Source organism: Polyangium sorediatum, from assembly GCF_029946465.1.
GTDB classification, from domain to species: Bacteria; Myxococcota_A; Polyangia; order Polyangiales; family Polyangiaceae; genus Polyangium; species Polyangium fumosum.
In genome coordinates, this window is the sequence record NZ_JARZHI010000026.1 from 1 (window position 1) to 13,928 (window position 13,928).

A 13,928-nucleotide genomic window follows, 5' to 3' on the forward strand; every position below is an offset into this window, starting at 1 on the left:
GCCCACGCCGCCCACGCCGCCCACGCCGCCCGTCCCGCCCACGCCGCCCACGCCGCCCACGCCGCCCATGCCGCCGGCCTGCATCGAGCCTCCCGTGCCGCCGCTGCCGCCCGCGGAGGGCGTGCCCGACGAGGTGGACGTGCTCGTGTCGTCACAGCCGACGATCATGACGATCGCAACGGTGCTGCAAAGGCCGAACAAGACGTGCCGAGATAGAAACGGCTCACGCCTGGTGCGAAATGTCGTCGTATTCATGTGGGCGCGGCAGTTACCCGGCTCGCAGGCGAGCTGTCAACCCACTTACTTGCCGAGCGCTACGCACCCCCTCGGGGCTCCGCGCCTGTCATCCCCCGCTTGCAACGCGTGCAATCCGCTTTTTGCGCGTACCGGACCCCGCCTGCACGCGTTGCAACCCGCTCTCTGCACACGCAAAGACCCGTCTGCACGCGTTGCAACCGGTCTCTGCACACGCAAAGTGCCGTCTGCACGCGTTGCAAGCAGCTCTCTGCACACGCAAAGAGCCGCTTGCAAGCGTTGCAAGCGGCTCCCGGTACACGCAAAGAGCCGCTTGCAAGCGCTGCAAGCGGCTCCCTGTACGCACAAACGCTACTTTCCGAGCGCTTCCGCCCGATTGACGATGCGTGGCGTGATGAAAATCACGAGCTCGCTGCGGCTGTCGCTCGACCTCCGGCGCTGGAAGAGCACGCCGAGGATCGGGATGTCGCCGAGGACGGGGACCTGATCGAGGTTGCGGCCCGTGTTGCGCGTGAAGATGCCGCCGATGACCGCGGTGTGGCCGTCCATGATGAGCAGATCGGTCTCGGCCTCGCGCTTCAGGATCGTGGGATCGCCGCGCGCCGAGGTCTGGTTGAAGTCAGGCTCGTCGCGGTTGATCTTGACGTGCATCGAGACGCTGCCGTCGCTCGTGACGTGCGGCTTGACGAGGAGCTGGAGCTTCGCCTCCTGGAAGGTCGTCTGCACGCCCTGCGCGCTGATCTGCGAGAACGGGATGAGCGTGCCCTGGCTGATGCGCGCCTCGCGGTTGTCGAGCGTGAGGATGCGCGGGCTCGACACGATCCGCAAAAGGCCACTCGCCTCCGCCGCCGAGAGGCGCACGGCGAGGTTGACCGTGTTGTCGATCGAGCCGAGCGTCATGCCGATCGCGCCGCCGAGGCCCGTGCCCGTGGTGGCCGGCAAGTTGACCGCAAAGTTCGGGTTCTGGACGGTGTTCTGGAACGGCGAGAGGCCACCCGTGGGCGTGGCCTGATCACTCGCGCCGCCCGTGATGCCGATCTGCGAGGGGAAGACCAAGCCGGTGGGGTTGCCGGTCGCAGGGCTGACGGTGCCGTCGCCGCCCCACTGGATGCCGACGTCGCGCAGGTAGCGGCTCGTCGCCTCGACGATACGCGCCTCGATGAGGACCTGCGGCGTCTGCGTGTCGAGCGCGCGCACGAGCTCTTCGAGCTGGTCGAGGTTGCCCGCGACGTCACGCGCCACGAGGACGTTGGTGCGATCGTCGACGGCGAGCGAGCCACGCGGCGAGAGCAGATCCTTGCCACGTGCCTGGAGCTCCTTGGCGACGGCGTAGTTCACCGGGATGAGGCGTGTCTCCAGCGGCGCCAGCGCGAGCTCGTTCTTGCGGCGCGCGAGGTCGAGCTCGCGCTCCTTGTTGAGCTCGGCTTGGGGCGCGACGCGGATCATGTTGCCCTGGCGGACCATGCCGAGGCCCTTGGCCTGGAGGACCGTCTCGAGCGCCTGATCCCAAGGGACGTTGCGCATGCGGATGGTGACGGTGCCCTTCACGTCGTCGGACGTGACGATGTTGACGCGGCCGACGTCGGAGACGAGGCGCAGGACGTTGTGGATGTCGGCGTCCTTGAGGTCGAGGTCGATGCGCCGGCCCGTGAAGCGGCGTTGCTGCGCGAGCGTGGTCGGCAAGAAGCCCGCGGCCTCTTCGCCGTCCACCGTGGTCTCGGCCGCGCGCGACGGGCTCGGCGTCGCGGCGACGTCCTCTTCCCGCGCCACCGTGCGCACGCGGCGCGCGGCCCCGCCGTCGGCGCCGACGCCGCTGAGCATCGGGTGCGCGGCGTTGTCCGCGAACGTGAGGACGAGCGTGCTGCCCTCCCGCGCGACGACGCCGACGACGTCGCCCTTGGGCTCGACCTCGACGACGACACGCGACGCATCGCTCTTGCGCCGGTACGTGGAGATCGCGGTGATGGTGCCGCCGAAGGCGCTGACGTCGAGCTTGCGTTCGAGCGCGTCGGGAAGGCGCGCGCCTTCGAGCTCGAGGATCGAACGGCCATTCGCCGAGGTCACGTGCGAGAACTTCACGTTCTCGTTGAGCTCGACCGTGACGCGATCTTTGCCGGGTTGATGGTCGTACCGGACGTTCGTCACCGCCGCGCCGGAGGCGACATGCTCGGCCTTGCGCTCCTCGGTTTTCGGCGTCGCGGACGACGTGACGACGGGCGCAGGCGCGCGCATCGGCGCGGTCGCGTCCGCAGCCGCGAGGTCGACGACGAGGCCGGTGGGCGTGGCGCTGATGCGGTACTCCGCCGTGCGCGCGAGCTGCACGAGGACACGCGTGATCTTCTTGCCGTCGTGATCGAAGGTCTGCGTGAGGATGCCGGAGACGAGCGCGTTGCCTTGCGTGAGGGCCGCGGGCGCGCCCTTGATCTCGGCGCCCGAGACGTCGATCACGAGGCGCTTGCCGCCGCTGTCGACGCGCGCGAAGAAGCGCGGCTCCGCGCTCGTCGTGACGGAGATGCGAGCCTCGCCTTTCCCCGTCGAAGCGAGCTTGACGTCCCGTACCTCGAGCCGCGTGTTCCCGTCGGCGTAGGCCCTTGCGGAGGCGAAGGAGAGGAGCGCCCCGAGGAGCATCGCGGAGCGCGGTTTCGTCAGCATGCGCCCGATGCTACCCAAACCGCGCGAAGGGGGCCTAATTCGTCGCTACCGCCGGCCCTCGTTGCCCGCGTTTTCCTCGGGGAAGAGCGCGACGACCCGCGTGACCGGGGCAATTTCCGGATGTGCCGGGTCCTCGCGAACAAAAACGACGTCCCCGTCGCGGATGCGGTCGACGCGCCAGTTGATGGCCACGTCGATCCCCGCCGGACCACCCGTGCGCACGATCTCGGGCTTGCCCACGAAGTCACCGACCTTGATCACCCACCCCACGTTGGCGGGGTCGATGAAGAGCGCCCGGGGCTGCGAGCGCGTGACGAGGCCCGAGAGCTTGAGCTCGTCGAGCGCGTACCGCTCGATCACCACGGTCCGCTGCACCACGGTGCGGCCCTTGGCCTGCTGCGCGAAGACACTCGCGAAGCCGCGGAACGGGTCGCGGTTCTTCTCGGTCTCGGTGAAGTCAACCTCGCCGAACTCCCGCTGCGGCAGCTCGAGCTGCTCTTTCTTCGCGGCCAACACGCCGCCATCCGTGCCTACGCCGCCGTCGGGCCCGGCGCCGGGCGGCGGCGTCGCGCTCGGTGGGGGCACGTAGAACTCGTCCTCTTCGCAGCCGGCGGCGAGCGCGGTCGGCACGAGCGCGACGAGGAGGAGCGCGAGCTTCGGGCGCGGGCTCTTCATTTCCCGGTCCCCCTTCGCTTCGCGCCGTCCTTGCCGTCGAGCTTGAGCGCGCGGAAGGCGGTGCCGAGGCACTCGACGGTGACCTCCGGCTCGACAGGCTGATCAGGCCTCACCGTGCCGTTCTTCAGCGACAGCTTCATCTGGATGTCTTCCATGTTGATGATGCGGTCGATCTGTCCCACGCCGTGGAAGAACTTTGCGATCTGGTGGTAGCGACCGGTGAGCGTGAGCTTCATCGGCACCTTGGCGAAGAACTCTTGCGGCACCTCGTCGACGGGCGTCCAGCTCGTGAGGTTGACGCCGGCGATGGTGGCGGTCTGCTGGAGCGAGGCGAGGAACGCGGGCGTCTCGGGATCGTCGGGCAGGATCTTCTTCGTCTGCTCGGCGCGCGCTTCGCTGCGGATCTTCTCGTCGCGGTCCTTCTGGTAGGCCTCTTTCACGGCCTCGGCCGCGCGGAGCTCGCCGCGGAGCGTGCCTTCGCGTTGCTTGGCGGCGGCGAGGTCGTTCGAGAGGTCCTCGTAGACGAAGACGAAGAAGAGCGCGCCGACGAGCGTCAAGAAGAGCAAGCCAACGCCGATCTTGCCGGCGAGGGGCAGGCGATCGAGCGACGAGCTTCCCGCCGCGGGGGCTTTGGCGGCCATCAGTACCTCACCTTGAGCTGGAGGGCGAAGCTCACGAGATCGATCTTCGAGACCTGATCGGCGTCCTTCTTCCCGGGCAAGAGCGTGACCTCGTAGAAGTAAGGCGAGAGCTTGAGGCGCTGCGCGAGCTCGTAGACGTCGTTGCCGTCGCGCGCGAGGCCCTCGATGCGCACGGTGCGTTGTCCTTCGAGGTAGGCCGTGAGCCAGAGCCTGCGCGAGTCCCAGGCCGGGTTGAAGACGGCGAGGGGGTTGTCCTTGCGGAGCTGCGCGAGTTTGTCCGGATCGGCCGAGGGCCCTTTGCCGGTCGTCATGATCTGCGCGAGCTCGAGCAAGACCGCGGTGGGCCCGCTGCGGCCCGCCTGGAGCTTCGCGATGGCCTCTTCGCGCGCGCGGAGGACGGTGAGGGCCTTCTTGATCTCGTCGTGGTCGGCGACGATGCGCTTGATGTCGTCGATCTGGCTCTTGAGCTGCGCGTTCGTGCGGTTCTGCGCGTCGAGCTCCTCGCGCTTCGACTGGTAGAAGAGGAAGAGCCCCACGATCTCGAGCAGCACCACGGCGAGCACGACGAGCAGCCAGCGCTGGCTCGGGGCCCCCGTCGCCGCGCCGCGCTTGTGCGGCAGGAGGTTGATCCGGATCACGCGCGCTTCTCCTTGTCTTTGCGCATGGCGAGACCCAGGGCCACGCAGAGCTGCGAGCCGCGGGTGCGGAGCATGTCGGCGTTCACGTCCTTGCCCTCGACGGCCACGCGCTCGAGCGGCTGGAGCATCTCGACCTGCACGCGCGAGCGTCGCGAGATCGCCGCAGGCAGCGCGGGGAGGTTCGAGGTGCCGCCCGTGAGGTAGATCCGGTGCATCTCGGGCTCGCCGCTCGTGGCGAGGAAGAAGTCGAGCGAGCGCTGGATCTCGCCGGCGATCGTGTCGCAGACGGCGTCGACGATCGGCGGCACCTGGGCCGTGGGGCCGAAGGGCTGCGCGACGCTCTGGCACTTGAGCTCTTCGGCCTGTTCGAACGTGACGCCGAGCTGCTTCTGGATCTGCTCGGTGACGTAGTTGCCGGCGTTCGGGATGTCGCGCGTGAAGGAGCTCGCGCCGCGCGAGACGATGTTGATGGAGGTGAGCGAGGCGCCGACGTTGATGATCGCGAACGTCTGATCGGCGGGGATGCCGCGGCCGTACTCGAAGAGGTTCTGGACGGTGAAGGCGTCGATGTCGAGGACGAGGGGTTTGAGCTTGGCTTGGCGCGCGACCTCCAGGTAGTCGCTGACCTCTTCACGCTTCGCGGCGACGAGGAGGAGATCCATCTGCCCTGCTTCGGGGCGGCGGCGCAGGACCTCGTAGTCGACGTGCACGTCCTTGATGTCGAAGGGGATGTGCTGCTCCGCCTCCCACTGGATCTGCTCGTCGAGCTCGGTCTGGGTCATGAGCGGCACCGTGATCTTGCGGATGATCACGGCCTGGCCGCTGATGCTCAGCGCGACCTCGCGTTGCTTGATCTTGGCGTCCGCGAGCGCCCGGCCCACGGCCGCGACGATCGCCGAGGCGTTCATCACGTGGCCGTCGACGATGCTCTGCGGCGGCAGCGGGCAGTAGCCGGCCCGGACCAACGACAGCCCTTTGCGTCCTTCCTTGAGCTGGCACACCTTGATGGCGCTCGAGCCGATGTCGACGCCCACCAGGTTGTTTCCGTCCGCCATCGATCCGTCCTGGTCCTCGTTACTGCGGCGCGCGGAGGCTCCGCCGGCCAAACCCCGGGAGGGGGCTCCGAGCCAGCATCGCACCCCCGCCAATCCACGGCCAAAATAGTGCTTTACGCATCGATCGGTTCCGCGTACCGAAGGTAAGACAGCCTTGGGTGCGTGGCCGTATCGAACCCCCGAGCAACGTTGAATACATCACACATGGACGCGAACGCCTCGAAACCGGCTCGATCTTCGTTCCGGCTCCGCTGCGTGGCCTTGATGGCCGGCGCGGCGGTAGCGCTCCTCTCCGTATACGCCGAGGCAGGGGACGTCGTTCACGTCGTGGCCAAGGGTCAGGTCCTCGTCCAGATCGCCAAGCGGTATCGCACGACGGTGGACGCGATCCGAGCGGCAAATGGGCTCCGTCCCGGGCAGCTGCTCAAGCCGGGGCAGGAGCTCGTGATCCCCGAAAAGGGGAAAGAAGCGGAGGCCGCGAAGAAGGCGGCGGCGCAACGAGCGGCGAAGGACGGCAAGAAGGCAGACGCGAAGGAGAGCGCCGCCGCTGGCAAGGGGAAAAAGAAGGGCGACCCGAAGCCGGCGAAGCCCGAGCCGCTCGTGATGAAGCCGAAGCGGCCGGGGTTCGTGAAGATCGTACGGGGCAGCGAGCGTCTGGAGACGCAGCTCCTCACGAAGCACGGGCGGCTCGTGCCGTCGGCGCTCACGGGGCTCGGCAAGATGATGCGGCACGGGCCTTCGGGCGCGAAGACCGCGATCGATCCTCGCCTCGCCACGCTGCTCGGCATGGTCAGCGATCACTTCGGTGGGCGTACGATCCACATCACGAGTGGGTTCCGGCCCTACTCCCCCACCCAGTACACCAAGCACTCGAACCACAACCTGGGCAGGGCCATCGATTTCAGCATCGAGGGTGTTCCGAACACGATGCTGCGCGATTTCTGTCGGACCTTCCGCAATGCTGGTGTAGGTTACTATCCGAACAGCACATTCGTTCACCTCGACGTCCGGACCACGAAGGCCTTCTGGATCGACTACTCCAGACCCGGTGAGGCCCCCCGCTACGATTCCCCCGTGGCCCAGGCATCGGCAGACGAATCGACGGCGGACGTGGATCAAGCGCCTTCGGGCGCGACCCCTCCCCCCGCCGGGGTAGGAAAAGAAACGCAACCCACCCCCTCCGCGCAGGGAGGTGGGTCCGGGGAACCCCATCCCCCCCCTTCGCAAGTCGTTGATCCTTCAACTGGAAACTCCAGCACGCAGGATCCGACGCCTCGAAACTCGCCGAAGGCGGGTCAGGACTGACCCAGCTTCGGTCGGGAACCTGAGGGATTTTCCTGATAGTCTAAGGGAATTTCCTGGTGCAGAATGCGTGGTGTAGATTCGTTTGCGGTCCTTCTCTGGAGGACGGGACCAGTGTACGTTTGGGACGAGCCGCTCCTTGCCACCTCACAAGGATGTGCCACGAACGTTGCTTACATCACGAGGTCCCTGAACAGATGCAGCAGTCCTACTTCCACCGTCAGGATGTTCAGGAACGAGACGCGACCGTCATCGCCCAGGCGGATCTGAGCGGGTGCACGGCCATGGTGTCGCCCTGCGCCCCGCAAGAGCCCGCCAGCATGGTCGGTCGCCGCTCGCTTCCCGAGGCCCCGATGTCCGATGTGCGGCCTCGACGCGCGCGGACCGTCCCGGAGGGAAGCATGGCACCGGTGTGCCCGCAGACGCTCAAGAGCTACCTGCCGCTCGTGAACCAGATCGTCGCGCAGATCGCGCGGCGGCTGCCGGCGAACGTGCTGCGAGACGATCTGCTCGCCGCAGGTGTCTTCGGGCTGCTCGACTCGCTCCGCAGGAACGGCGGCAACGGGGGCGACACGTTCGAGTGGTACGCGCGCATGCGCATCCGCGGCGCGGTGGTGGACGAGCTGCGCGCGCAGGACTGGCTGAGCCGGCGCCGGCGCGCCGCCGTGACGGCCGCGCGCGAAGGCGAGTCGGGCGCCGCGCGGCCGACGTGCCTCGTGAGCCTGCACGACCTCACGCCGGTCGAGGAGCAGGTGCACCTCGTCGCCGAGGACGAGGACCCGGCGGCAGCCCTGGAGGCCCGCGAGTCGTACCGCGCGTTGTTCCGAGCGATGGAGCAGCTCCCCGAGCGCGAGCGGCAGATCGTCGGGATGCACTACTTCGACGGCGTGAAGCTGAAGGACATCGGCGCGCACCTCGGCGTGAGCGAGCCGCGCGTGTCGCAGCTCCACGCGCGCGCCCTCGGGCGGCTGAAGATCCTCATCCAGCGCGCCGCAGCCTAGCCACGCCCCCTCCCCTTTCCCGCGCGGAAGAGGGGCGACCTAGTTCGCTTTTGGAGGACCCACCAGCGCGGATGCGCGCCCCCGCATGGGACTCTCGAGCACGTAGAGCGTCGTCTGCTCGTACCGGGCTTCGGGCCCCGTATCGCCGCCGGCGCGGTGGACGAAGGCGTTCAAGTGCGCGCCACGATCGAGCGCCACGACGCGCGCGCAACCCACGTCCACGAGGGCCTCGGTCGTGGCCTCGTCGGTGTCGAAGGTCGTCGATGCGAGGAGGACCGCGCCGTCGCCGAGCGCGCACAAGGCCGCGCGCGGGCGCATCGAGCCGACGACACGCGCCTCGGGCAGGGGGCGGCCTTCGTCCGCGGTGAGTGGTAGCTCGCTCGCGTCGGCGTCGGGCGTAGGCGTGAAGGCCTCGCTCTTGTCGATGCGCACGGGGCCGTCACCGACGACGAGCACGCCCGCGCCGGGGCCGAACTTGAGGCCGATGGAGCCGTCGATCGCGAGCCCCCGCGGAGCCTTACGACGGCCCGTGCCGAGGCCTGCGGCGGCGAGGACGTGGGGGCGCTCGGCATCGGAGAGCGCGGCCGGGAAGGTGCCGCCGAAGCGGTGCGAGAGCTCCTTCTCGCCGGCGCGGATGTGGAAGGTGAAGCGCTCGGGGGCAAACCACGCGAGGCGCACCTGCGCGCCGAGCTTGGAGATCGTCGCCGTGTAGATGCCCGGTTGCCAGAGCGGCGTGGGCTGCGTGCCGGGATCCGGCTCCCACGCGACGCCCTCGGGCAGCGGCGCATCCGGGTTCGCCTTGCGCACGACGACGTAGACGAGCTCCGTGGGCGAGCCGGAGAGCGCGCGCTCGGGGAGGAGCGACATGCCGGCCACGTGCGTGCGCGCGCCGATCTCGTCACCCGTTCGCTGGAAGAAGCCGATGCCCGTGGGATCCGGGCTCGTCGCGAGCGGGAGGGCCTCGCGGCAACCGGCGAGCACGAGCGCGCGCGCGAGCAGCTCGGCGGGCAGAGCCTCGCCCCAGCCGTAGATCAGGTGGCCCGCCTCGGTCACGCAGAGCGCGGAGCGATCGGCGAGGACCGCGTCGGCTTCGGAGAGTTTTCCGACGTGGCCGGACGTGACCAGCGGCGCGCCGGTTTGCCGGAGGGAGCGGATCCCCGGCGGTACGTCCGCGCCGAAGGGCCAGGCGCCGATCGAGGGACGGCCGAAGCGATCCACGGCGAGCGTGGAGACGTCGGGACGCGGCGGCAGGAAGGCGCGGCGCTCGACGACGAGGCCGAGCGGAGGCGCGTTTGCCGGCGGCCCCCCCGCGAACACGGCGACGGCCGCGGGCACGTCGGCAGCCGGGATGCGGCCCTCGCCGCGCAGGCCCGTCGGCGTGCGCGGCGCGAGCGTGCCGGGCATGGGGCGCAGTTCGAGACGCCGGCCGTCCATCGCGACGAGGTGCACGACGGCGTGCGGGCGATCGGGATCCGGGCGGACGAGCGTCGTGAAGATCGCGGGCGGCACCTCGGGCTTGCTCATCGGCAAGGGCGCGGGCGCTGGGAGCCACAGGCCCTCGCCGGGCAGGGTCCGCTCGCGCTTCGTGGCCACGCGAGGCGGCGGGAAGCCTTCATCCGAGGGCACTTCGGTGGGCGGCGCGGCGGGCAGCTCGGGCGGCGGCGACGCGGTGCCCTCGCGCAGGTGGATCGCCGTGGTCCGGACGCTCGTGACGATCCGCTTCACGCGGCCGGCGGCGCCCTCGCCGACGGCCTCGCGCGTGGTCTCTTCGAGGAAACGCGACCACGGGGTCACGTCGTGTGGGAGGCGCTGCGCCGACAGCAGGTGCTCGTCGCGCGTGCCGGGGTTCACGGAGGCGTCGGCGAGCGTCACCGCGGCGGGGAGCGCGTTCTCGCCGAGGGCCATGACGAGCATGTCCTCCGTGAGCTCGAAGCGCGCTTCCTTGGGCGGCGCGCCGAAGAGGACCGCGATCTCCCCGATGCCACGCAGCGCGCCCTCGGAGAGCCAGTTCTCCACGGCGGCGCGCAAGCGCTCGCTCCGGGTGCGCGCGGCTTGCGAGGCTGCGTCGCCCGCGAGATCGAGGATCGTGATCCCCTGGACGACGCCGTCCGCGCTGGTGGCGTAGGCGGCCCAGCGACCGTGGGCCGCGAGGTCGTGCTCATGCCCGAGCGGCGTGTTCGTCAGGTTGACGACCCTGCGCACCTCGACCGGCCGACCGCCGCGCGAGATACGTACTTCCGCGCGGTAAAGATCGTTCGTCGGCGCCGCATCCGCGCCGCTCGGTCGCGCCGCCAGGAAGAGCACGCGGCGGCCGATCATGGCGTCGTGCACCAGACCGCCGCGCTCTTCCCACACGAAATCCTCGGGCCGCACGGAGCCGCCCACGGAGGCGCCGAGCATGGCCGCGATGGCCTCGACGCTGCGCGCGGGAGGCGCTGGGCTCGTCGCGACGCGGATCAGGAGCGCGACGAGCGCGATCCCGAGGACGAACGGTCCACGCGAGCGCGCATGCGCCGCGAGGGTATCGAGAAAGGTGCCTCGCGGCGACGTCATGGCTTCCGGGCGGGGAGGTGTTGGGATCGCAGCACGATCAAGCGGCGGTCGTGGGGATGCCGAGGAGCACGCGGGCGCGATCGGGGTCGACGATCTCGCGGCCGAGGCTCCGCGCGTAGGCGGCGGCGCGCGCGACGAGCGGCGCGCTGCCCTCGGAGAGCACGCCCTTCTCCAGGTAGATGTTGTCTTCGAGGCCGACACGCGCGTGGCCACCGAGCTTGATCGCGAGCTCGGTCATCGGCCGCTGGTAACGACCGACCGCGGCGACGGCCCAGCTCGCGCCGGCGGGGATCTGCGAGCGCATGAAGAGCACGACTTCCTCGCTCGGCATGATGGCACCGGGCACGCCGAGGACGAACTGGAAGTGCAGCGGCGCGCCGAGGAGACCCTCCTTCAGCAAGGAAAGCGCCTCGTGGATGTGGCCGACCTCGTAACACTCGAGCTCCGCGATGCTGCCGGCCTCGCGGATGCGGCGCGCGATCGCGCGGATGTCGGGCCGCGTGTTCACGAAGATGTCGTCGCCGAAGTTGATCGTGCCGCAGTTCAGCGTGGCCATCTCGGGCTTGCACGCGAGCGGGCCGAGCCGCTCCTCGACGCTCATGCCGACGGCGCCGCCGGTCGAGGTCTGGATGATGACGTCCGTCTTCTCACGGATGCGGCCGATCGCCTCGCCGAAGAGCTCGGTCGACTGCGAGGCCGTGCCGTCGGCGTTGCGCACGTGCAGGTGGATCACGGCGGCGCCCGCGTCGCGGCAACGAGCGGCCTCGTCGGCGAGCTCCTGCGCGGTGATCGGCAGGTAGGGCGTATGCGCGCGCGTCACCTCGGCGCCCACGATCGCGGCCGTGAGCACGAGCGGCGACTCGGGCGGCGTGACGATCACGTGCGGGGGCGGCGTGATGATCGGGCGGGGCTCGGGCAGCTTGGCCACGAGCTCGGGGCCGGGCGACGAGAGCGCGGGGAGCACGAGGCGCGGACGACGCTGCAGATCCTTCGGCACCACGCACGTGCCGATCGCGCGGCAGACCACGACGGGCTCGGCGAACGCGTCCGCCGCGGAGGGCGAGAGCGCTGGATCGCGCACGTTCGCGACGACCTTGCGTGCTTCGAAGGCCATCGTGCGCGACGTGTTGCCCACCTTCGTGATGACGCCGGTCGCCTCGATGTAGTCGCCAGCACGGACAGGCGCGAGGAACTCGACGGCCTCGTAGGCGCGGAAGAGGCCCTCGTCGCCGTCGAGGCGGATGAGCAGCTCCGTCGCGACATCACCGAAGAGGCCGAGGATCCGGGCCCCATCGACGAGCTCGCCCGCGTAGTGGGCGTCGTGGGCTCCGATACGGACGCGAAGCGTGACGGTCAAACCTAGGCCGATGCTCATGGCGGGAGACTCAACAGTCGACAGTCGGTAGTCAACAGGGGAAACTGCGCGGCGCCTCTCGGGCGTTCGAGACAGTGATGACGTACGTAGACGCGAGCAACCTGCCACACCACGTCGGGATCATCATGGACGGCAACGGCCGCTGGGCCGAATTGCGCGGCGAACCTCGTGAGGCTGGCCACAAGGCCGGCAGCGCGGCGGTGCGCAGGGTGGTCCGGGCGGCGCGGCGGCTCGGGCTGACCGCGCTGACGCTTTATGCGTTCAGCGAGCAGAACTGGGCGCGGCCGATCGGTGAAGTGGACGCGCTGATGGGGCTTTTGCGGGAGTTTCTGGTCACGGAGCGCAACGAGATCCTCGACAACGAGATCCGGCTCGTGGCGATCGGCGACCTCGAGCGGCTGCCGCCGTTCGTGCGGGAGGCGCTCGATCCGCTGCGCGTGGCCTCGGGGGACAACTGCAAGATGACGCTCGCGCTGGCGCTCTCGTATGGCGGGCAGGAGGAGATCGCGCGGGCGGCGCGGGACCTCGCGACCGAGGCGCGTGAGGGCAAACTCGATCCGTCGTCGATCGACACCCGCGCGATCGCCTCGCGCCTGCCGAGCCTCGGCGTCGGCGAGCCGGATCTCATCATCCGCACGGGCGGCGAGCATCGGATCTCGAACTTCCTGCTCTTCGGCGCGGCTTACGCCGAGCTCGCCTTCACCGACGTCCTCTGGCCCGACTTCAAGGAAGAAGACCTCTTCGAGGCGCTCGCCAGCTACCAGCGTCGCGAGAGGCGCTTCGGTCGTGTCCTTTCGCATGCTACGTCTCCGCGCACGGCTTCGCCCCTCGACGGCGGGGCGATGAGGGTTTGACCTTGGCTGCCCGTAGCAATCTCGCGACGCGCCTCCTCTCGGCGCTGGTCGGCATCCCCGCCATCCTTGCGCTGCTCTACCTCGGCCCCCCGTGGGGCTGGGCGCTCTTCCTCGCGGTCGCGCTCCTCGTCGGCGCGATCGAGTTCTTCGGCATGACGCATCCCGAGGACGCCGTATCGCGGTACCTCGGCATCGGCGTCACGCTCGGCGTGATGGCGGTGCTCTGGCTCTTCGGCACCGACGCGCGCGTGCTCGTGACGCTCGTCTTCCTGCTGCCGACGATCGCGCTCTTCATCACGCTCGCGCGGCTCGGCTCGATCGAGACGGCGGCGCTGCGCGCGGCGGCGATGGGGTTTGGCCCGCTCTGGCTCGGGGGTGGGCTCGGCTCGCTCGCGATGCTCCGGCGCGACGGCGGCGATTCTGGACCGGGATTCGTCGTGCTCGCGCTCGCGCTCTCGTGGTTCAGCGACACCGGCGCATATTTCGCGGGCCGGTTCCTGGGCAAACACAAGCTCTATGAGGCGGTCAGCCCCAAGAAGACGATCGAGGGCGCGGTCGGCGGGCTCGTGGCGGCCGTCGTCGGGGCCCTCGCGGGGCACTATCTCTACTTGAAGAGTTTGCCCTTGAACCATGCGATCGTGCTCGGCCTCGTGGCAGGCGCGCTCGGCCAGGCGGGAGATCTCGCGGAGTCGATGATCAAGCGATCGGCCGGGGTCAAGGACTCGGGCGGCATCGTCCCCGGCCATGGCGGCATCCTCGATCGTGTCGATGCGTTGATGGTGACCGGGACGTTTACATACATCTACGTCCTCTTCTTCTGGCCTCGACCTTGATCGATCGAGTGACCACCCAATGACGCGCGCCGTCGCCCGGGCGTGATGTTGCAGCGCACAAATGGCAATTTTTTCGCAAAAGACTCGATGACGC

Annotated in this window: 12 protein-coding genes; 4 read left to right on the top strand and 8 right to left on the bottom strand. The window is 69.4% G+C overall.

Going from position 1 to position 13,928, the window contains the following annotated elements; all coding sequences use genetic code 11:
* From QHF89_RS26365 to pilM, 6 genes are all read right to left on the bottom strand, one after another.
* On the bottom strand, positions 1 to 201 hold a 201-nt coding region (locus tag QHF89_RS26365; protein ID WP_284720956.1), incomplete at its 3' end, for a hypothetical protein.
* A 405-nt stretch (positions 202 to 606) separates the two neighbouring features.
* Positions 607 to 2,907, bottom strand: coding sequence for a type IV pilus secretin PilQ (locus QHF89_RS26370; RefSeq protein ID WP_136967768.1), 2,301 nt, complete (start codon positions 2,905 to 2,907; stop codon positions 607 to 609).
* A gap of 45 nt (positions 2,908 to 2,952) precedes the next feature.
* A complete protein-coding gene (locus QHF89_RS26375; protein WP_136967767.1) occupies positions 2,953 to 3,582 on the bottom strand; it encodes a pilus assembly protein PilP in 630 nt (209 codons plus the stop codon).
* The gene (locus tag QHF89_RS26380; RefSeq protein WP_136932450.1) at positions 3,579 to 4,223 is read right to left on the bottom strand and encodes a type IV pilus inner membrane component PilO; all 645 of its coding nucleotides are present in this window, start codon (positions 4,221 to 4,223) and stop codon (positions 3,579 to 3,581) included. Before QHF89_RS26380 ends, QHF89_RS26375 begins: the two co-directional genes overlap by 4 nt.
* Positions 4,223 to 4,861 carry a PilN domain-containing protein gene (locus QHF89_RS26385; protein WP_136967766.1) on the bottom strand — a complete coding sequence of 213 codons (639 nt, stop codon included), beginning with the start codon at positions 4,859 to 4,861 and terminating at the stop codon, positions 4,223 to 4,225. The genes QHF89_RS26380 and QHF89_RS26385 overlap by 1 nt, the downstream gene beginning before the upstream one ends.
* On the bottom strand, positions 4,858 to 5,916 hold the full coding sequence (gene pilM / locus QHF89_RS26390) for a type IV pilus assembly protein PilM (RefSeq protein ID WP_136932452.1): 1,059 nt from the start codon (positions 5,914 to 5,916) through the stop codon (positions 4,858 to 4,860). Before pilM ends, QHF89_RS26385 begins: the two co-directional genes overlap by 4 nt.
* A 204-nt stretch (positions 5,917 to 6,120) precedes the next feature.
* Between pilM and QHF89_RS26395 the strand changes: the two genes are divergently transcribed.
* The gene (locus QHF89_RS26395) at positions 6,121 to 7,221 is read left to right on the top strand and encodes a peptidoglycan L,D-endopeptidase MepK (protein WP_136967765.1); all 1,101 of its coding nucleotides are present in this window, start codon (positions 6,121 to 6,123) and stop codon (positions 7,219 to 7,221) included.
* A gap of 398 nt (positions 7,222 to 7,619) precedes the next feature.
* Positions 7,620 to 8,219: a sigma-70 family RNA polymerase sigma factor gene (locus QHF89_RS26400; RefSeq protein WP_284720957.1), complete on the top strand. Its 600-nt coding sequence runs from the start codon at positions 7,620 to 7,622 to the stop codon at positions 8,217 to 8,219.
* Positions 8,220 to 8,258: 39 nt separating this feature from the next.
* Here QHF89_RS26400 and QHF89_RS26405 read toward each other — a convergent pair whose 3' ends face one another.
* Positions 8,259 to 10,772 (bottom strand): hypothetical protein, encoded by a 2,514-nt coding sequence (locus QHF89_RS26405; RefSeq protein WP_136967763.1) that lies wholly within the window; start codon positions 10,770 to 10,772, stop codon positions 8,259 to 8,261.
* A 37-nt stretch (positions 10,773 to 10,809) separates the two neighbouring features.
* Positions 10,810 to 12,147 carry a bifunctional 3-aminobutyryl-CoA ammonia lyase/3-keto-5-aminohexanoate cleavage enzyme gene (gene kal/cle / locus QHF89_RS26410; RefSeq protein ID WP_136967762.1) on the bottom strand — a complete coding sequence of 446 codons (1,338 nt, stop codon included), beginning with the start codon at positions 12,145 to 12,147 and terminating at the stop codon, positions 10,810 to 10,812.
* Between the two features lie 77 nt (positions 12,148 to 12,224).
* Between kal/cle and uppS the strand changes: the two genes are divergently transcribed.
* Positions 12,225 to 13,001: a polyprenyl diphosphate synthase gene (gene uppS / locus QHF89_RS26415; protein ID WP_136967761.1), complete on the top strand. Its 777-nt coding sequence runs from the start codon at positions 12,225 to 12,227 to the stop codon at positions 12,999 to 13,001.
* A 2-nt stretch (positions 13,002 to 13,003) separates the two neighbouring features.
* On the top strand, positions 13,004 to 13,834 hold the full coding sequence (locus QHF89_RS26420; protein ID WP_136932458.1) for a phosphatidate cytidylyltransferase: 831 nt from the start codon (positions 13,004 to 13,006) through the stop codon (positions 13,832 to 13,834).
* Positions 13,835 to 13,928: the final 94 nt, after the last annotated feature.